We start from the raw sequence: 18,571 nt of genomic DNA on the forward strand, positions 1-18,571 counted from the left end.
GTTGCTATAGCAGCGGCGCCAGATAGTCGGTCCAGCGACTGACGTCCTCGGGCGTGCGCAGCAGATCGTTGCGCACCTCGATCAGCACTGAGTCCAGCCCGCGTGCGTCGCCGTGAACCGGCACGGTCATGTCACTCAGCGGATCGACTTTGTACGGCTGATTACCGGCGACTTTCAATGGATGCCGGCTCAGCCCGTCGATCACCTGCTGGGCGTATTTCCTGGCCTGCCCGTACAACACGCCGACTTCCAGCGATCGTGGCTGGCCGTAATATATCGGCGTGAAACTGTGAATCCCCACCACTCGAACCGGTTTATTTTGCTCCACACGGGCGTCAATCAAGGTTTGCAGGCGTGCATGAAACGGTTTGAACAGGCAGTGCCGGCGGTATTCACGGGTGGCCTCATCCAGATCGCGATTGCCCGGCACCTGATAAATCTCGCTCTGCAGCGCAATGCTGTCCGACGCATGGCGCGGGCGATTGAGGTCGATCAACAGCCGCGAATAATTGGCCGCCAGCAGGGTCGCGCCCAGTGCTTCGGCCAAACCCTCGGCCAGCGCCAGGGCGCCGATGTCCCAGGCGATGTGTTCGCGGGCGGCCGTCTCGCTCAGGCCCAGGTCATTCAACCCGGCCGGGATAAAACGACTGGCGTGTTCACACACCAGAATCAGCGGGTGCTCGGACGCTTCCCGGCTCAGGGTGTACGCAGGCTGGGTGTAGAGGCCCAGTTCGGCGGATTCAGTACAGGCGGGCATAGTGCTCACAGAGGTCGGCGGGCGAGAGCTGTTCCGTCAGCGTCAGTTCCTCGGTTTTCAGGGCGAAGTAGGTGTCCAGCAAGGCGCTCGGCAGGGCTTCGATCAACGCCTCGCTGTGGCGCAGGCAATCCAGTGCCCGGGACAGCGACGCGGGCAGGGCGACGATGCCACGGGCCTGGCGTTGCTCTTCGTTCAGGGAGTCAGGGATTTCATCGGTGATCGCGTTCAACGCCAGGCGCTGCTCGATGCCCAGGCGCCCGGCGATCAGCAAGGCTGCCATGGCCAGGTGCGGGGACGCGGTGGCGTCCATGGCGCGAAATTCCAGGTTGTACTGCTTGGCCACGGATTTGTCGCTCAGGCTGACGGTCGGGCAAATCCGCAGCGCCGCTTCGCGGTTGCGTTGGCCGAGGCAGGCGTAGGAAGCGCTCCAGTGATGGGGCTGCAAGCGTTCGTAGGAAATCGGTGTCGGCGCGGTGAACGCACAGAGTGCCGGCAAGTAATGCAGAACGCCGGCGGCCCAATACTGGCCGAGGGTCGACAGGCCGTTGGTGGTGCCGGCGTCATACATCACCGGTTGGCCGGCCAGGTCCTGCAGGCTCACGTGCAAGTGCACGCCATTGCACACAGCGTGCTCGGCCGTCTTGGGGGCAAAACTCAGGTTGAGGCCCATTTGCCGGGCGATCTCACGGGTGATCTCGCGCACGTTCACCGCGCGGTCGGCGGCAGCGACACCGAGGGCCGGGCGGCAGGTGATTTCGTATTGGTGTTTGCCGTATTCCGGCAGGAACATTTCCGGCTCCACACCGCCGGTTCGCAGTGCACTGAGCAGCCAGCCGCCGAATTCGGCACCCTGGCGCTGGGCTTCCAGAGAGAACGCCAGGTGTTCAGCCGCGCCGCTGTCGAGGTTGAATTCGTGTTCGAACGCGGCGTTGACCTGCAGCCCCAACTCGTCGCGATAGCGGTCCACCTCGTCGCGCAACAGCGTACGAGGGCAGGCGCCCCACGGACGGCCATCGGTTTCGCGAATGTCGCCGTGAATGAAGTCCAGCGCCGGAGCGTTGGCATCCGGGCCGTTGTTGACGGTCACGCGGCTGCTCAAGTCGGGAATCAACCGTAAATCCCCATAAGCGCCCCAAGGGTTGCTGGAGGCGATGATGTCTTGCGGGGTCAGGGCGCTATTGGCCGGCACCCAGCCGCAACCGGCCACTTGATAGGCATCGAGTTCGTCGGTGGGGAAGGAACGGCCGCGCGTCACGCCGATCAGGTCGGTGGTGACGATGGTGGTCATGGGCAGTGGCGACAGGCGTTCGCTCATGACTGCATCTCCTGCAACCGGCCGAGCACGGTCTGGGTGTCGGTGATCCAGCAGTAACCCTTGATGGCGTTCAGGCAGGCGTGATGCCGTTGTTCGGTGTAAGTGGCGCAGGCATCTTCGACCAGCGTCACCAGGTAGCCACGGTCGGCGGCATCGCGCACGGCCATGTCGACGCATTGGTCGGTGACGATGCCGGCGATGATCAGGTGCCGTGTTTCAAGGTTGCGCAGCACGTAGTCGATGCTGGTGGAGTTGAACACCCCGGAAGAGGTCTTGGGCAACAGGATCTCGTTTTCGAGCGGCGTCAGCTCATCGATGATCCGTGCTTGCGGGCTGCCCTTGGGCAGGTGCATGTCCGAGAGTTTGTGATCCAGCGAACGGTCGCGGCCATCGGCGGTGAGGCTTTCGATGAGCGTGTGCAACACGTTTTGCCGGGCGCGGCGAAAGGCATTGAGCAGCCTGAGTTGATTGGGCACTACCTGCGTGCGGGCGCGGGTCAGGAAGTAGTCGGCATCCGGCTCGTTGAGGTGCGGGTCGAACTGCGGCTCAAGCCAGGCACGCTGCATGTCCACCAGCAACAGCGCGGTGTGATCGGCGGCAAACGGCAAGTCCCGGGGTGAATGGTGGGGGAGCGTGAACATCCTTATTTATCCTCCAGCAGGTGAGTGTCGAAGTCGGCTCGCAGGGCATCGATGCCTTCCAGGCGATCGGCCAGATCGGGGCTGCGCAGGGTCAGGCAGGCAATCAGTGCTTCAACCTGGGCCAGCGCCGGCACCATCGAGTCGAAGGCCGACGCCGACTCCACCGGTGCGCTGATGATCAGGTCCGCTATTTCCCGCAGCGGTGAGGCGTAGATGTCGGTGAACAGCACGACACGCGCATGTCGGCTCTTCGCGGCATTGGCAACACGCAGAGCCTGGGATTGATAGCGCCGGTAGTCGAACACCAGCACCACGTCCTGGCGTTGCAAGTCGAATAAACGGTCCGGCAATTGCGAGCTGTCTTCCAGGGCGAAACAGCCGGGCCGCAGCAGGCGCAGGTGGTTGAGCAAGCAATTGGCGAGGAAACTGCTGAAGCGGCCACCGAAGCAATGGATCTGATGGCGGGTGTCGAGCATCCATTCGACCAGAATCCGCACATCTTCGGGTTGGGTCAGCGCCTGGGTTTCTACCAATGCCCGTTGGCTGTCCGCCAGGTAGTGGCTCCAGGGATCATCTTTCTTGAGTTGGGCGCGGGGTTGCAGCAGGGTACTGGGGGAGCGCAGGCGGTGATCCATGTCACTGAGCAAGGCTTCCTGAAAGTCGGCGTAACCGCTGAACCCCAGCTTTTTTACCAGCCGCACGATGGTTGGATCGCTGACACCGGCATGTTCGGCCAAACGTGACATCGGGCCCAGTCCGTTACGCGGGTACTGGTCCAGCAAGGCACGGATGACTTTGCGTTCCGACGGCGTGAAGTCCAGGCCGGGCTCGGTGATCAGGTCTCTGAGAGGGGGCATCCGGGCTCCTGCTGGATGGGGGTGTCGGTTTCATTTCATAAATCGCTAAAATAGTATTTATGTAACGTGTGCTACATGTCTAGCGAATTTTTGCGCGGGTTTTCAAAGCACCAAAATGGGGCGAAGACCCCGTGCGTGCTGGGCTACGTGGATGTCGACTGACCTTGTAGGATATCGACCATAGAGGTGTGAGATATCGCCACTACTCGGGCATAAAATGGGCACTGCTAGCCCAAAGCCGTAGCAGCAGCCTCGCAGGCTCGACAGCTGCTACGAGGAAGGCGCTCAGAGTGCGTTTCTTGCGGCACAATGAGCCGATTGTTTGCGGCATCGTGCCGTCCTTTATCCCATCGACAGAGAAATCCTTCGTGCAGGCAACCCGCTTGACCCTGATTTGCCACGCTCGAACCGTCGCACAGAAACTGGCGCGTTTTCCTACGAATGAACCAGTAGAAATGGATTGGCAATCGGCGAAGGGCTCGCGCGGTAGTCAGTTCAAACGAGCGCCACGCCTGCTCTGCGGCCCGGAACTGCGGACCCGGCAAACCGCTGAGCTGTTTGGCGACAACGTGGAGATTGTCACGGCATTGGGCGATTGCGATTTCGGACGCTGGAAAGGCACGTCGATCGACGACCTGCAAACATCCGAACCCGAGATGCTCCAGGCCTGGCTCAGCGACCCGACGTCGGCGCCCCACGGGGGGGAATCGGTGGCGCAGCTCGGTGAGCGGGTAGCCGCGTGGTTGAAGACCCTTGAGGCGGCACCGGGGCATATTGTTGCGGTCACCCATCCGTTTGTCATTCGCGCTGCGCTGATGCAGGTATTGCAGGGCGCGGCGTTCAACCAGATCGACGTCGAACCATTGTCGGCCATCGAATTGCGGTTCAACGGTCGCTGGCGACTACGCTTGATGGGCATGGACCCTGAGGGAGCGCTTTGATGAAAAAACTTCTGGTCATCGGTGTCGGCGCTGGCAACCCCGATTACATCACGATGCAGGCGGTGAAGGCGCTGAACCGGGTCGACGTGTTTTTCCTTATGGACAAGGGCCAGAGCAAAGACAAACTGATCGACCTGCGTCGCGAGATCTGCGAGCGCTACATCACCGATCGCGACTACCGCTTCGTCGAAGCCCACAGCCCGGAGCGTGAGCGCGGCGATGTGGACTACAACGCCAGCGTCGAAGACCTGAACCGTGCCAAGCAACAGACGTTCGAGCGACTGATCAACGAGGAAATGACCGACGATCAGTGCGCGGGTTTTCTGGTGTGGGGCGATCCGGCGTTGTACGACAGCACCGTTCGGATCCTGCAGGCGATTCTGGCGTCCGGTCGTTGTGTGTTCGAGTTCGAGGTGATCCCCGGCATTACCAGCGTGCAGGCGTTGGCGGCGCAACATAAGGTGCCGCTGAATAGCATCGGCCGTTCGATTGAAATCACCACCGGCCGACGGCTGGCGGCAGGCCAGGTTAGCGATGCCGACAGTCTGGTAGTCATGCTGGATGCGCAAGATGCCTACCATCACGTGGCCGATCAGGAGACAGAGATTTACTGGGGGGCCTATCTGGGGACGCCGGATGAAATCCTGATCAGCGGCAAGCTCAAAGACGTGGCCGATGAGATTGAGCGGGTGCGCAAGGCGGCGCGGCTGGCGAACGGCTGGATCATGGATACCTACCTGTTGCGCAAGCCTTGAACGCCGCCAGCCGATTGATCAGTGTTCTTTGGCCTTTCTGATCCTGATCAAAATAAACAGCAGGATGCACAGCGCGAGTGGGGACATGGCCAGCATGGCGTCCCGCGCGGAAATGTCCGCGCCCAAGGTGTGCAGGCCCGAGTAGAACAGCTTGAACAGGCTCAACAAGTAATAGGTGATGGCGATAATCGACAAGCCTTCGACCGCACGCTGGATTTTGATTTGGGTATCGGCGCGAGCGTTCAGGCTCCTCAGGATTTCCGAATTCTGCTCTTCCATTTCGACCTGCACCCGCGCCTGCAGCAGATCCCCGAGGTTGGCCACGCTCTTGGCCAGTTGTTCCAGGCGCTGTTCGGTGACGTCACAGTACCTGACGGTGGGTTTGAAGCGTCTTTCGATGAAGATACCCAGTCGCTGGCAATCGCCCACGTGAGTTTCCCTGAGTTCGCCCAAACGCTCGAAAACCAGCTGGGCATACGCTTGGGTGGCGCTGAAGCGGTGTCGGGTTTTCGCGGCGCTGCTGACCACTTGCGCCGACAGGCTGGCGATGTCGGTCAGCAACGCTTTCTCATTGCCGGTGTCGGGGCCGGCGTTACGTTCCGAAAGGTTGACCAATGTCTTGTCGAAGACGTTGAGCTGAGCGCTCAGGGTTTTCGCCGTGGTGAGAGAAAGCGAAGCCATCATGCGGTAGGTTTCGATTTCCAGCAGACGGCGGATCATCCGGCCTTGGCGATAAGCATTCAGGCGCTTGTTGACGAACAGGAAACGGTTGGTGCCATCCTCGCTCAGGCGAAAATCGCTCCAGACCGTCGCATCGCCACCGCCGATGCATGAGCCGCAAGGGTCTTTGAATCCATAAACCGACAGGTCGCCGGAAAAAGACGCATCGTTGCGCACCACAATCTGCACGGCGTTGATCAGGTGCTGCATGAAGGGTTCGACCCGTTCCATCAAAGTCTTGGGGGGCTGGCTCCAGTCCGGCTCGTGACTGGAAGAGGGCACCACCAGCGTCAGTGTCAGGAACTCCGCGTGCCGCTCCCACTTCAAGGCATGGCCCTCCAGTTCGGTGATGCCCTGGGCCGCATCCGGGTCGAAAGGGCCGGGGCAGCAGCGACTCAGCAGGGTGTCGCATTGCCCGTCATTAGCCAGAAACGCCAGATGAAATACGTGGGCGGGCTCGTCGAAATACAGCGAAGGGCGCGCGTGCAACTCATTGTGCAGGGTCAGTCTTTGCGGGTGCATGCTATCGAGGCCATGTTGGAGTTGTTTGTTTTTGGGACTGGGTGACCCATTTTCGAGTCACAAACAAACCCCTAGCCACACGAGCCCGGCACGAGATGCATAACACCGTTGTGAACTATTCTTTCCCAAGTGGGCACCTTCAATGCCGCCCACAGGGAACTGATATGAATCAAGGCCCAAGAGACTTAAGGGAGGAGTCTGGGCTAAGCCGGGTTTTTGACCTGGCGAAAACGCCATCGCTGTCCGGAGTCAGATCATGAGCCAGTATCAACGGTTATTACTGATCATCAACCCGCTCCTGCGCCAGTCTCCCGCGCTCAACCATGCCGCAGCCGTGGCCAAGGCCAGTGGGGCGCGTTTGCATATTGCGGCGCTGATCCCCTCGCTGGACATTCTGTCGTTGCTCGAAGAAGGCGACCGGAAAGCGGCTCGGGCGAGCTACCTGCAGGAACACCGCGACTGGCTCAAGGAGCAGGCGCAAAAGATGCAGGGCAGGGGGATCGAGGTGACAACCGAGGTCGCGTGGGCCGACAACATGCGCCAGGACATCCTTGATCACGTCACGGAAATGCAACCCGATCTGTTGATCAAGCAAGTCCAACATGAACCCGTGCTCAAGCGCGCGTTCTTTACGCCGCTGGACTGGCGTTTGTTGCGTCATTGTCCGGTGCCAGTCTATCTGGTGGGTGCCCAAAGCCATGCCTTGCCGCAGAAGGTGGTGGCGGCGGTTGATGTTGTCGATACCGAGCCTTCGAACAGCGAGCTCAATGACCGGATCATCCTGCAGGCGTCCGCCCTTGCGCTGCAATGCAATGCCGAATTGCATCTGCTGTACGCGTGTGACATTCCGGTCGCTTTTCTGGCGGATCTGGGCGGTGGTCTGACGCTATCGGAGCTTACCCGGGAATTGCGCAAGGACCTGGAAACTTCATTCCTCAAGCTGGCCGCCCGGTTCGGCGTGCCCTCTGAATGCCGGCATTTTACTACCGGGCATCCTGTGTCGGCGCTGAGTGAGTTCGCCCACGAACACCAGATAGATGTGATCGTGATGGGTAGAACGCAATACGGCAGCCTGGAGAAACTGCTCGGCAGCACGACCGAACATATTCTGTACCAAGTGCCTTGCAGCGTTTTGGCGGTGTAGTCGCGAGCAGACTTAGCGAAATTGACTTGCCCGTTTTGGGGCCCCGCCCCAGGGAGGTTTTCAGATGAATCACAGTCCTTCATTGCAAACCATCTTGCATGACCGGGTTGATGCCGGCCGAAGCCTGGTGGAACCATTGCTTAAATACGCTAAAAGAGCCGATGTCATCGTCCTCGCCTTGCCCCGTGGCGGCGTGCCGGTCGCCTATGAAGTAGCCACGGCCCTGGAGGTTCGCCTGGACCTGATGCTGGTCCGCAAGCTGGGCGTGCCGTCCCACCAGGAGTTCGCCATGGGGGCTATCGCCAGCGGTGGCATTCAAATCGTCAATGACGATGCGCTGCGGGCTAACAGTATCGATCAGCGTACGTTCGACGCTGTGGTGGCGAAGGAAACGCAGGAAATGTTGCGTCGCGAGCAGCTATTCCGGGCATCTCGTGGGCCTTTGGCGCTCAAGGATCAAGTGGTGATCCTGATTGATGACGGCCTGGCGACAGGGGCCACGATGATGGCCGCGATACAGGCCGTGCGTTTGCAAGCGCCATCGCGCATCGTCGTTGCCGTGCCGGTGGCCCCCATGGAAACCGCAGAGGCGCTGCGAGACGAAGTGGACGAGCTGATTTGTCCGCTCACCCCCGATTGGCTGGTATCGATCGGCTATTGGTACACGGATTTTACTCAGACGTCGGATGAAGAGGTCATCGATCTTTTGCATCGGGCCTGGCAGAGAGAATCAGCGATGAAATGAGGCAAACTGCTGGCCCCCCGATCTTCGGTTCGTTGTCAAACTTGCTTTCTTTTCAGCAGGTTAGGCATTAGCGATATGCGGACTTTGATAGGGATGACTGCAACGTTTGTCCTGGTGGCTATCTCGCTTGGAGCCCAGGCAAAGGAGTTGAGCAAGAACTCGCGCTATGTATGCAGCTGGGGCTCGGAAATAGCCGAGGGCGCGCAAGCCTCGAAACTTTCCGGGCTTACGCTTTACGGAGCACGCAAGAAGCTGCAGTCGCGCAAGTTTCCCCGGCCGTGGATGCGCATGACGGCCATGGGAATCACGGAGCAAACCTATAACAGCCCTTCGCGTCTCAAGCCTGCCGGCATCAAGCAAACGTATTACGAGCAATGCATCCGGCATGAGTTGGCGCAACGGTAATCCTCCGGTCGTCGTGTTTCTGGATCGCTCGACGGCAGCAGTGTCGAGCGCCGTGATCAATTCGATTGGCAGCCTCGGGGTTTCGTCAGCCCGTCATTGATTGGTATGGTCAAGGCCACAGCCAGAGCGTCGCCAATGGGTTGCGCTTCGGCAAGGCCTGACCTCAATTTCTTGTTTCGGAGCAAATGATGAGTGCTGTTTCCCCTGCGGTTCTTGATGACCTGGCGCCTGGTGGCGTGCTGCGTGCGGCGATCAACTTCGGTAATCCGGTGTTGGCGCAGCAGGGCCGGGATGGATCGCCCCAGGGTGTCTCCGTGGCGTTGGCGAAGGCTCTGGCGGATGAGTTGGGCGCGCGTCTGGAAATGATCACGTTCGATGCCGCCGGCAAGGTATTTGCCGCGCTGGAGGAGGGGGTATGGAGCATCGCGTTCCTCGCCATCGAACCGGTGCGTGAACAACAGATCGCGTTCAGCGAGCCCTACGTGATCATCGAAGGCACCTACCTGGTAGCGGCCGATTCGGCTTATACCTCGGTCGATGATCTGGATCGGCCAGGATTGCGCTTGGCGGTTGGCAAGGGCGCGGCCTACGACCTGTTCCTGACCCGCACCCTGAAACAGGCGCAACTGGCGCGGGCAGAAACGTCCGCCGCCGCCGTCGATCTGTTCTTTGACAAAGGCCTGGATGCCGCAGCGGGCGTGCGCCAACCGCTGGAAAAGGTTGCTGCTGCCGATCCACGCTATCGGGTTCTCGAAGGCGCCTTCACCGCCATCCGCCAGGCGATGGCTGTCCCTCGCCATCGTCAAGCGGGGGCGGCCTATGTGAGGGCGTTCGTCGAGCGCAAGAAGGCTGAGGGCTTTGTCCACGCGGCCTTGCTTGAGAGTGGTCAAGCCGATGTCACTGTGGCGCCGTAGCTTCACAGCATTCAGATCAGCTGGCAGGGCGCGGTGCCCGTGGTTCAAGCCCTTAACTTACCCGCATTAGTCCGACGCCTGACGGAACCGTTGCGCGATGTCATCCGCAAACGGATAGAACGAAAACCAAGGCCTGGCTTCGTCGATCACCCGCAGGAATGACGGTCGCTGTATCAACCGGTCGAAATAGGCGCTCAAATGCTGGTACTCGTCGGGGAACGGCACCAGTGTGCAGGCATAGAACAGCGCCGGGGCGGCGGCGCAATCGGCCAGGCTGAAATCCGGGCTGGCCACCCAGATTCTGGACGCCATGCGGCGCTCGAGCATGCTGTAGGCCGTCGCAAGCGTGGCCCGTTCTCTGGTCAAATCACCGTTGGTCGCGTGTAGTCGATCACTGACAATCCGTTGGACCGGAGTTTGTAGATAATTGTCGAAAAAGCGGTCCCATAACCGCACCTCCAGCGCGAGCTCCCAATCGTCCGGAACCAGGCGCTGTTTATCTGGATACAGTCGATCCAGGTATTCGATGATGACGCTGGATTCCGGCAGATTACGTTGTCGAGCATGGTCGCGAAGTACCGGGAATTTTCCGATTGGCCACAATGCCTGAAGCTCTGCACGGTCGGCAGCGTCTGCGAGATCGATGATTCTTCTGTCGAACTCGATGCCGTTTTCGTAGAGCGCGATGAGTACTTTGTGGCAGTACGACGACAGAGGATGGTAGTAAAGCGTCAGCGACATTTTTCAGCTCCTTGTCAGGCAGATGAAAAGGGTGGGGCAATCAACAAGCATAGGCTGATACCGGCGGTGTGTCTGGGCAGCCACTTTCATGCTTGTGAGCTTGCACACGGAGAAATTCCTGCTTAACTGGAAACCGCTGGTCGGGTTGTGACTCATTGGTCATGGCGTTCATCTCAGCGCCCTTGTACCGTTGTCGCTGGTTTGTGCTGTCAGGCTCGCCCGGAGGAAGCCGGGCAGTTGATCACGCTGTGTGTCTGGTCCAATTTGTTCAAGGAAGAGAATGAAATGATGCCGAAAACTGCCATCGTCGAGATTGGTAAGAAGTACAAGGTTTATACCGAGCACTATCTCAACGCCGCCGCTGACAAGACGATCATTCTGGTCAATGGCTCGCTGGCAACGACCGCATCTTTTGCGCAAACGGTGCGTTACCTGCGGCCACGCTTCAATGTGGTTCTCTACGATCAGCCCTACGCTGGTCAATCGAAACAACACAACCGGCATGACCAACCGATCCGCAAGGAAGACGAGGCCGAAATACTGCTGGAGTTGATCGAGCACTTTCGCGCCCAGCATCTGCTGTCCTTTTCCTGGGGCGGTGCGGCGACCCTGGTAGCGTTGGCCCAGCGGCCCAGCCGGATCGAAAAAGCGGTAATCAGTTCATTCGCCGCGCGGATCAATACGCCGATGCGTGATTATCTGGAGAGCGGGCGGCATTTTCTCCAGGCCTGCGATCGACACAATGTCGGGCGTTTGATCAACAGCACGATCGGCAAGCACCTGCCGTCGCTGTTCAAGCGTTTCAACGAACGCCATGTCAGCAGCCTGGACGAGCACGAATACTGGCAGATGCATTTTCACGTCAATGAGGTGCTGACCCAGGACACTCACTGCTATGTGTCCTGTGCCGATGCCATCGAAATCCCGCTGCTGTTTATCAACGGTGAATGGGATGAGTACACCTCGGTGGAGGACGCCCGTCTATTTGCGGCGCATAGCCGCAAAGCTCAGTTTCAGACCATCGAGAACACCGGGCACTTCCTCGACATGGAACACCCCACCGCCTGGCATGACACGCAGCGGGCTTTGCTGAACTTTCTGCAGCCACCGGCCGTGAGAACGCCGAGCCAGGCCCGCAACCTGGCTTTCAGCAGCAAATCGTCAGTGATTCCGCCCCTTCAATCAGCTAACTGGCTGCGGCTTTAACTGACGCAACAGCTCGATCTGATCCGCCGGGACCCGCTTGCGCAGGGCTTTATACAGTGCGCGGGTCTCTAGCAGGTTCCACACCCGCAGCATGGTTTCCAGGGCGTCCAATGGCTTGCTGATGAAGTCTTTGGCGCCCAGGGCCAGCGCGCGCAACCGGGTATCGCGGGTGGCGTCGGCGGTGAGCACGAGGATCGGCAGGTATTCGCCGGTCGGGATGCGCCGATTGAGCTGTTCGAGTACGGCAAAGCCGTCGAACTCCGGCATGTGCAGGTCGAGAATCACCAGGTCTGGCTCGAAGCTGTTGAACAAGTCCAGGGTTCGCAGCGGCTGGGTGCTGCTCAGCACATTGGTCAGCCCTTCGCGGACCAGCAACTGCTCCATCAAATCGAGGTTGGGGCGTTGGTCATCAATGATCAGAATGCGCAGGTCGGTGTTCACACGGGCTCCGGTAGGTGCTGGTCAAGATGGGCGAGGAATGAAGGAATATGAATCGGCTTGGTCAGCACCGCGGTCGCTCCTGCTTCCAGCAAGGCCTGGTGAGTGAGGTCGCTGGCATCGGCGGTGATCATCAGCACGGGTGTGGCGCGGGTGCTGGAGGACAGACGCAAGCGTTGCAGAACGTTGAAACCATCAAGGTCCGGAAGCGCTACATCGAGCAAAATCAGCTGTGGTGCATGTTGCCGGGCCAGGTCCAGGCCCATTTGCCCCTGCATGCTGGAGAGCAACTGGATGTGCGGCCGTCGTTGCAGCAGGGTTTCGATCAGGGCCAGGCTCGACAGATTGTCTTCGATGCACAGCACTTTGCCCTGGTAATCGGGGGCGGCGAGGGTGGATGTTGCCGTTGGTGGGCTGATCAGCGCAGCAGTGGGTTCGGTGGCTGACTGCAGACGCACGAAGGGCAGCTCCAGGGTGAAACTGGAGCCGTTGCCGGGCTGGCTTTTGACGGTCAGGCTGCCGTTCATCATTTCCAGCAGACTCTTGCTCAACGCCAGGCCCAAACCCGTGCCTTCCACGTTCGGATCGGTCTCCAGGCGCTCGAACGGCTTGAACAGTTGATCCAGTCGATCGGCTGCAATGCCCTTGCCGGTATCGCAGACCGACACGGCAATTCGCTGCTGCAGAACCCTGACCTCAATGTGCACCTGACCCTGGGGCCGGTTGTATTTGATCGCGTTGGACAACAGGTTCAGCAGCACCTGAACCAAGCGTTGTCGATCGGCAACGATCCCGCTGTCGGCGGCCAGCATTGGCAGCTCGACCAGTTGAATGCCGGCGTCGCAGGCCATGGGCGAAACCAGAGTCAGGGCTTCTTGCAGCACCACCGCCAAGGGCACGGCTTCAACGTTGAGTGGCAGGCGCCCGGCTTCGATTTTGGCGATGTCCAGCACTTCGTTGATCAGGGTCAGCAGGTGTTGCCCGGCCCGCAGGATGTGACCGATCTGCGCTCGCTGCCCTTTGGGCGAATCCATGTCCAGCAGTTGCGCGAAGCCGAGAATCGAGTTGAGCGGGGTACGCAGTTCGTGGCTCATGCGCGACAGAAACTCGCTTTTGGCGCGGCTGGCACGCTCCGCTTCTTCGCGCGCGGTACTCAGTGCGATCTCGGCGGCACGGCGATCGGTGATGTCGCGGGTGATTTTGGAGAACCCGCGCAGGGCGCCGCTGCTGTCGTATTGCGCGGTAATCACCACGCTGGCCCAGAAGCGGCTGCCATCCTTGCGGCAGCGCCAGGCTTCTTCCATGTAATGACCGCGAGTGGCTTCGCGCAGCGCCATGTCGGGATGCTGCGGACATTCTTGTGGCAGATAAAACACCGAGAAATGCTGGCCGACGATCTCCTGTTCGGTGTAACCCTTGATCCGTTCGGCGCCCGCATTCCAACTGGTGACGAAGCCCCGTGTGTCGAGGGCGAAAATACCGTAGTCCTTCACCCCGTCGATGATCAGCCGCAAGCGTTCTTCGTTGTCGCGCAAGGCCCGTTCACGTTCGGCCAGTAACAGCCCGGCCTCGACCAGGCGCGTGCCCAATTGACCGATCTCATCGTTCTCCGGCGGTTGCGGCAGCAACGGCTGACCGAGTGCCAACCGTTGGGCGTTGCCTTGAACCTGCTGCACCCGGGCGACGATGCCTTTGGACAGAAACAGCACCGCGACAATGGCACCGAACAACCCGCAAACGGCCGCCAGCAAGGTGGAAAACAACAGGCGCTGTCGAGTGGAGGCCGCCGCTGCGGTGCGCTCGGCCAGCAGGGTGTCTTCAAGGGTGCGCATGGCGCTGATGCGTTCGCGTAATTCGTCGAGGACATGTTTGTTGTTGATCAGGATCGTGGTGATCGACTCGGGGGTTGCGTTGCGATCATCGAGCAGTTCAACCAGGCCTTCGACCTTGGTGTCGATCAGCGGCGTGATCGCCTCCAGATGTTTACGCACCCGCTGATCGCGAACGTTGCGGTCGAGCCGTTGCAGGGCCGATTCGATCAAGGGCTTGGCCTGTCGGTAACCCGGCAGGAAATCCTCCCGATGGGTCAGCAGATAGCCGCGCACACTGGCGGCGGCCTCGGCGAGCAGGGTGTGCACGGCCTGGATATCGCCCTGCACCAGCAGCACGCGGCGCACGTCTTCTTCCGCACGCGCGGTCTGCCGTTCGGTGGTGTAGATCAGCACCAGTGAGAGCAACAGAATCACCAACGGCAGGGAAATCACCACCAGGGCTTTGCCGCGTAACGGCAGATCGGCCCAGCGGCGGGCGTTTGATACCTTCATGATTGAATCACCAGGCCCAGCGCAATGCCACGGACAGCGGCTTGGGTGCGGTCGGCGGCGCCGAGTTTGCCAATGACCCGCTCCACGTGGGCTTTGGCCGTGCCGGTGGTGATGCCAAGTTTTTCGCCGATTTCACGGTTGCTCATGCCGCTGGCCACCAGCCCCAGCACCTGGCGTTCCCGAGGGGTCAAGGTGACGGGGGCGGCGCCGCTGGCGTTGCGCTCGGTCAGACGGCGCAGCAACTGCGCGCTGACTGAACTGTTGAGGGCTTGCTCGCCGGCGGCGACACGTTGCAAGGCGTCGATTACTTCGTGGCGGCTGGCATCCTTGAGCAGATAGCCTACGGCGCCGGCGTTCATGGCGGCTTCAAGGTGATCGGGGCTGTCGTCCATGGTGAACATCATCACTTTCAGGCTCGGCAGGCGCTCTTGAAGCAGGCGTGCCGCGCCCAACCCGTTGAGCACCGGCATGCGGATGTCGAGGATGACGATGTCGGGCAAAAGGCGTTTACATACATCCAGTGCTTCCTGGCCATTGCACGCCTGGCCGACCACTTCGAATTGCGTCAGGCCAGCGAGCAACGAGACGAAGCCGGTGCGCGTGACTTCATGATCGTCCGCGACCACCAGTCGTATAGCGTCAGTCATTGAGGGGCTCCATTCAGGCCAGAGGGGACGGTGGCGCGCAGATGCGTTCCGTTGTGCGCATGGCTGATGCAAGTGAAATCGCCGCCCAACAGGCTCGCGCGTTCCTGCATCGCGGCAAGCCCCAGGTGTCGGGCGCCGCAGGTGTCGAGGGGGTGTTCCATGGCAAACCCCTGGCCGTTGTCGTCCACCCGCAGCGAGGCTTGTCCTTCATGCACTTCCAGCGCCAGCACGACGTGGCTGGCCTGCGCATGTTTGAGAATATTGTTGATGCCTTCCTGGGCAATCCTGAACAGGGCGATTTCCACCTGGCTGGGCAAACGTGCTTCACAACGCGCGTTCCAGTTCACTTTGATCCCTGCTTCGCGCAGGCGATCGGCCTCTTTGTCCACCGCCTTCAGCAAGCCAAAGTCGTCGAGCACCGTCGGGCGCAGGCCACGGATCAATTGCCGGCCTTCACCGACGCAATGCTGGGCCAGTTCAAGAATCGTCTGTAAGTCCGCATCGAGTTCGTTGGGCAATGGCGGGCAGCGACCGGCAAAACCTTGCAGGCGCTGATGCAGCCCGGCGAGGGTTTGTGCCAAGCCGTCGTGCAGGTCGTAGGCCATGCGTTTGCGTTCGTCTTCCTGTGCCCGGAACAACCTGTGAACCAGGTCGGACATGGTGCGCTCGCGGGTCACCAATGCGTCGAGCAACCGCTGGTTTTCCAGGTGAGCGGCCAGCAGGGTGGCGAGCAATTGCAGGGATTCGAGGTCTTCGGTGTCCGGTGCGCTGATGCTGACGCTGTTGGCCAGTACCAACGCACCGAACGCCGCACCATCGCCACCGCGTAACGGTACCCGCAACACATTGGGCAGGTCCGCGCTCGGCTGCTCCTGCCATTGCGGTGCGCACATCGCGGTGTCAGCGAGGTGTTCGAGGCTGTGCAAACGATCACGGCTGCCTTGACTGGCGGTAGTCCGGACCTGTGCATTCTCATCCCATTCCAGCAGTAGCGCATGGTCCATCGCCAGGAAGGCGCAGGCCCGTTGCAACACCCGTTGGCGCATGGCTTCGGGGGCCAGTTGGGTCAGTTCCTGGCCAGTATCCACCAGCAGCCGCAGCCGCGCGGCGCGACTTTGCGACTGCCGATACTGGGTTCGAATGGCCAGGGCGCTACCGGGGTCATGATCAGGATTTTGCATGGGCAGGTTCCGGCGCGGGCACGCCCGTTCGGGCAGGGGCGTCATTAAACCTTGTTAGCGGGGCAGGGCGCTATCTGCCGAATGGCATAGGCAAATGGCTCCGGTTGGCCGATGGCGGGCCGCGTTTCGGGCGGCACAGTGTGCCCATCGACCCTCATTGGATTAGCGCAATGAAATTCAAGACCTCAACCATCGCTCTGTTGTTCGCCCTGACTGCCCCACTGGCTCAGGCATTAGAGGCAGTCCCTTACGTTTACAGCAGCGTGGCGCAGCAGCCCACCAACGTGAAGGATCGTGAAATCGCCGCCCTGTTTGACCATTGGAACAGCGCATTGAAGAGCGGCAATGTTCAGAGCGTGGTCGACCTGTATGCGCCGAACGCGGTGCTGCAACCGACGGTTTCCAATCAGGTGCGCACCACGCCGGCACAGATCAAGGACTACTTCGATCACTTCATGGCGTTCAAGCCAGTGGGCCAGATCAACTTCCGTGAGATCCGCCCATTGGGCGCCAACGTGGCCATGGACAGTGGCGTCTACACCTTTACTTTGACCGAAGCCGATGGCAAGACCCGTCAGGTGCAGGCGCGTTACACCTTCGTTTATGAGCAGGTGGGTGGTCAGTGGAAGATTCTCAACCACCACTCTTCGGCGATGCCGCAAACACAGGTGCTGCACGCCGGGACATAACGGACCTGATCGACACGGTCCAAATGCTTACAATCCATGTATGAGCGGGCTTCTGTGGCGAGGGGGCTTGCCCCCGTTCGGCTGCGAAGCAGGCGCAAAGCTTTTGGGGCCGCTTCGCGACCCCACGGGGGCAAGCCCCCTCGCCACAGAAGCCCGCTCCCACAGGTTTCGCATTACCGACACGGCCCACGTTCAAGTGGGCCGTGTGCGTTGTGCTCAGTTCAACGCCAGGTCGTCTTCAGGCTGCTGCCCGCGTGCCTGCGCCGCGCGTTGCAACCGACTGGCGATCAGGGTGTTTTTCAGCAGATAGGCAATGGTCATCGGCCCGACGCCACCGGGCACCGGCGTGATCGCGCGGGCGACGGTACGGGCGCTGGCGTAATCGACATCGCCCACCAGACGGTTGCCGGACTCGTCTGTGATGCGGTTGATGCCGACATCGATCACCACCGCGCCGGGCTTGAGCCAACTGGCGTCGATCAACGCTGGGCGGCCCACCGCCGCGACCACGATATCCGCTAACCGGCACAACGCCGGGGCATCGACGCTGCGCGAGTGCACCACGCTGACCGAACAGTTGGCCTGCAACAGCAACGTCGCCATCGGTTTGCCGACGATGTTCGAACGGCCGATGACCACCGCGTGCAAACCGCTCAAGTCAGCACCGCAAGTTTCGTACAGCAGGCGCATACAGCCGCTGGGCGTGCACGGGGTCAGAACCTCGATGCCTTGCACCAGCCCGCCGACGTTTTCCCGATGAAAACCGTCCACGTCCTTGATCGGGTCGATGGCATGAATTACAGCCTGCTCATTGATAGAGGCGGGCAAGGGCAGTTGCACCAGGATGCCGTTCACTGTGGGATCGGCATTGAGTTGTGCAATCAGTTCCAGGACCTGGGCCTGGCCGGCGGTTTCCGGCAGGCGGTATTCCAGGGAGCGGATACCGACTTCCTTGGCGCGCAGCAGTTTATTGCGCACATACACATGGCTGGCCGGATCGTCGCCGACCAATACGACCGCCAGAGCGGGGTAGATCTGTTGGCCAGCCAGGGCCAGAACCTCTTCCCGGACCTCGTCAAGGACCTTGGCAGAAATGGCTTTGCCGTCGATATCCAGGGCAAATGCAGGGGTGCTGCTGATCAAGAGAGTCACCGTTGTCTTGATTGAATGGGGGTGAGGTGATCATCGCGGCGTCTTTGCGCGCCGATGATCCATCAGAGACATGCAGGCAAGGGTGCTCAGGCTATCAGGTGAGGGCAGGCCAATACCACCGCAACACTGGAAGATCAGACACGCAAACGCACTTTTATGAAGCCCGTCGCATGCGGTCTGCACTATGCCAAGGCAAAAACCGAATCATCCCGATCCGCGATCAGCCTGAAGGGAAACCACGTCAAACCCCGATAAACCCTCACTGAAACCGCGTTTCGAAAACATCGATCGGCAACTGGCACAATCGCTGCATTACATCGATCAAAGGTCCACGCAGTGGGCCGCCCCGTCGATCAACGAAGATCGACCGGCCGAACAGGTCGTGGGCAACATCGGTGGATCAGGCGAAGGCGCCAGGTCGAACACCGCGAGAACAGGCAAAGACGCCTGAAACCGAGAGGTTTCAGGCGTTTTTTT

The 18,571-nt window shown here is 60.4% G+C and carries 19 protein-coding genes; 8 read left to right on the top strand and 11 right to left on the bottom strand.

Annotated elements, in window-relative coordinates; translation table 11 throughout:
* Nucleotides 1-4 precede the first annotated feature (4 nt).
* From J3D54_RS22240 to J3D54_RS22255, 4 genes are read right to left on the bottom strand one after another with little or no spacing between them, the layout of a single operon-like run.
* Complete coding sequence (locus tag J3D54_RS22240) at nucleotides 5-757, bottom strand: N-formylglutamate amidohydrolase (protein ID WP_253422672.1); 753 nt, start codon at nucleotides 755-757, stop codon at nucleotides 5-7.
* Nucleotides 741-2,072: a glutamine synthetase family protein gene (locus tag J3D54_RS22245; protein ID WP_253422675.1), complete on the bottom strand. Its 1,332-nt coding sequence runs from the start codon at nucleotides 2,070-2,072 to the stop codon at nucleotides 741-743. The genes J3D54_RS22240 and J3D54_RS22245 overlap by 17 nt, the downstream gene beginning before the upstream one ends.
* Nucleotides 2,069-2,713 (bottom strand): isochorismatase family cysteine hydrolase, encoded by a 645-nt coding sequence (locus tag J3D54_RS22250; protein ID WP_253422678.1) that lies wholly within the window; start codon nucleotides 2,711-2,713, stop codon nucleotides 2,069-2,071. Before J3D54_RS22250 ends, J3D54_RS22245 begins: the two co-directional genes overlap by 4 nt.
* Before the next feature lie 2 nt (nucleotides 2,714-2,715).
* Nucleotides 2,716-3,570 (bottom strand): MurR/RpiR family transcriptional regulator, encoded by an 855-nt coding sequence (locus J3D54_RS22255; protein ID WP_253422681.1) that lies wholly within the window; start codon nucleotides 3,568-3,570, stop codon nucleotides 2,716-2,718.
* Nucleotides 3,571-3,938: 368 nt separating this feature from the next.
* Here J3D54_RS22255 and J3D54_RS22260 point away from each other — a divergent pair, with 368 nt between their 5' ends.
* Together J3D54_RS22260 and cobF are read left to right on the top strand one after the other, a co-directional pair.
* Complete coding sequence (locus J3D54_RS22260; RefSeq protein ID WP_253426719.1) at nucleotides 3,939-4,511, top strand: histidine phosphatase family protein; 573 nt, start codon at nucleotides 3,939-3,941, stop codon at nucleotides 4,509-4,511.
* Nucleotides 4,511-5,266 carry a precorrin-6A synthase (deacetylating) gene (gene cobF, locus J3D54_RS22265; RefSeq protein ID WP_253422684.1) on the top strand — a complete coding sequence of 252 codons (756 nt, stop codon included), beginning with the start codon at nucleotides 4,511-4,513 and terminating at the stop codon, nucleotides 5,264-5,266. Before J3D54_RS22260 ends, cobF begins: the two co-directional genes overlap by 1 nt.
* A gap of 18 nt (nucleotides 5,267-5,284) precedes the next feature.
* On the opposite strand, the gene J3D54_RS22270 is transcribed toward cobF, so the two are convergent.
* Complete coding sequence (locus tag J3D54_RS22270) at nucleotides 5,285-6,508, bottom strand: DUF3422 domain-containing protein (protein WP_253422687.1); 1,224 nt, start codon at nucleotides 6,506-6,508, stop codon at nucleotides 5,285-5,287.
* A 256-nt stretch (nucleotides 6,509-6,764) separates the two neighbouring features.
* Between J3D54_RS22270 and J3D54_RS22275 the strand changes: the two genes are divergently transcribed.
* From J3D54_RS22275 to J3D54_RS22290, 4 genes are all read left to right on the top strand, one after another.
* Nucleotides 6,765-7,652, top strand: a complete 888-nt coding sequence (locus tag J3D54_RS22275) for a universal stress protein (RefSeq protein ID WP_253422690.1) — start codon at nucleotides 6,765-6,767, stop codon at nucleotides 7,650-7,652.
* Nucleotides 7,653-7,716: 64 nt separating this feature from the next.
* A complete protein-coding gene (locus tag J3D54_RS22280) occupies nucleotides 7,717-8,397 on the top strand; it encodes a phosphoribosyltransferase (RefSeq protein ID WP_253422694.1) in 681 nt (226 codons plus the stop codon).
* 75 nt (nucleotides 8,398-8,472) lie between these two features.
* A complete protein-coding gene (locus J3D54_RS22285) occupies nucleotides 8,473-8,802 on the top strand; it encodes a hypothetical protein (protein ID WP_253422696.1) in 330 nt (109 codons plus the stop codon).
* A 188-nt stretch (nucleotides 8,803-8,990) separates the two neighbouring features.
* Entirely contained in the window at nucleotides 8,991-9,716 is a 726-nt protein-coding gene (locus J3D54_RS22290; RefSeq protein WP_253422698.1) for a transporter substrate-binding domain-containing protein, read from the top strand.
* 66 nt (nucleotides 9,717-9,782) lie between these two features.
* Here the strand turns inward: J3D54_RS22290 and J3D54_RS22295 are convergent, their stop codons facing one another.
* The gene (locus J3D54_RS22295; protein WP_253422700.1) at nucleotides 9,783-10,457 is read right to left on the bottom strand and encodes a glutathione S-transferase family protein; all 675 of its coding nucleotides are present in this window, start codon (nucleotides 10,455-10,457) and stop codon (nucleotides 9,783-9,785) included.
* Between the two features lie 285 nt (nucleotides 10,458-10,742).
* On the opposite strand from J3D54_RS22295, the gene J3D54_RS22300 reads away from it, so the two are divergent.
* Nucleotides 10,743-11,663, top strand: coding sequence for an alpha/beta fold hydrolase (locus tag J3D54_RS22300; protein WP_253422702.1), 921 nt, complete (start codon nucleotides 10,743-10,745; stop codon nucleotides 11,661-11,663).
* Here J3D54_RS22300 and J3D54_RS22305 read toward each other — a convergent pair.
* Genes J3D54_RS22305 through J3D54_RS22320 form a run of 4 tightly spaced genes read right to left on the bottom strand, consistent with a single transcriptional unit; the run spans nucleotide 11,640 to nucleotide 16,253 of the window.
* On the bottom strand, nucleotides 11,640-12,104 hold the full coding sequence (locus J3D54_RS22305) for a response regulator (protein ID WP_253422704.1): 465 nt from the start codon (nucleotides 12,102-12,104) through the stop codon (nucleotides 11,640-11,642). The two genes, J3D54_RS22300 and J3D54_RS22305, sit on opposite strands and share 24 nt — an antisense overlap.
* Nucleotides 12,101-14,425 carry an ATP-binding protein gene (locus J3D54_RS22310; RefSeq protein WP_253422706.1) on the bottom strand — a complete coding sequence of 775 codons (2,325 nt, stop codon included), beginning with the start codon at nucleotides 14,423-14,425 and terminating at the stop codon, nucleotides 12,101-12,103. Before J3D54_RS22310 ends, J3D54_RS22305 begins: the two co-directional genes overlap by 4 nt.
* A complete protein-coding gene (locus J3D54_RS22315) occupies nucleotides 14,422-15,072 on the bottom strand; it encodes a response regulator transcription factor (RefSeq protein ID WP_253422708.1) in 651 nt (216 codons plus the stop codon). Before J3D54_RS22315 ends, J3D54_RS22310 begins: the two co-directional genes overlap by 4 nt.
* On the bottom strand, nucleotides 15,069-16,253 hold the full coding sequence (locus tag J3D54_RS22320; RefSeq protein WP_253422711.1) for a sensor histidine kinase: 1,185 nt from the start codon (nucleotides 16,251-16,253) through the stop codon (nucleotides 15,069-15,071). Before J3D54_RS22320 ends, J3D54_RS22315 begins: the two co-directional genes overlap by 4 nt.
* Before the next feature lie 170 nt (nucleotides 16,254-16,423).
* Here J3D54_RS22320 and J3D54_RS22325 point away from each other — a divergent pair, with 170 nt between their 5' ends.
* Nucleotides 16,424-16,942: an SgcJ/EcaC family oxidoreductase gene (locus tag J3D54_RS22325; protein WP_253422714.1), complete on the top strand. Its 519-nt coding sequence runs from the start codon at nucleotides 16,424-16,426 to the stop codon at nucleotides 16,940-16,942.
* A 216-nt stretch (nucleotides 16,943-17,158) separates the two neighbouring features.
* Here the strand turns inward: J3D54_RS22325 and J3D54_RS22330 are convergent, their stop codons facing one another.
* On the bottom strand, nucleotides 17,159-18,085 hold the full coding sequence (locus J3D54_RS22330) for a bifunctional 5,10-methylenetetrahydrofolate dehydrogenase/5,10-methenyltetrahydrofolate cyclohydrolase (protein ID WP_253422717.1): 927 nt from the start codon (nucleotides 18,083-18,085) through the stop codon (nucleotides 17,159-17,161).
* Nucleotides 18,086-18,571 lie beyond the last annotated feature (486 nt).

The organism is Pseudomonas sp. GGS8 (assembly GCF_024168645.1).
In the GTDB taxonomy this organism is placed as follows: domain Bacteria; phylum Pseudomonadota; class Gammaproteobacteria; order Pseudomonadales; family Pseudomonadaceae; genus Aquipseudomonas.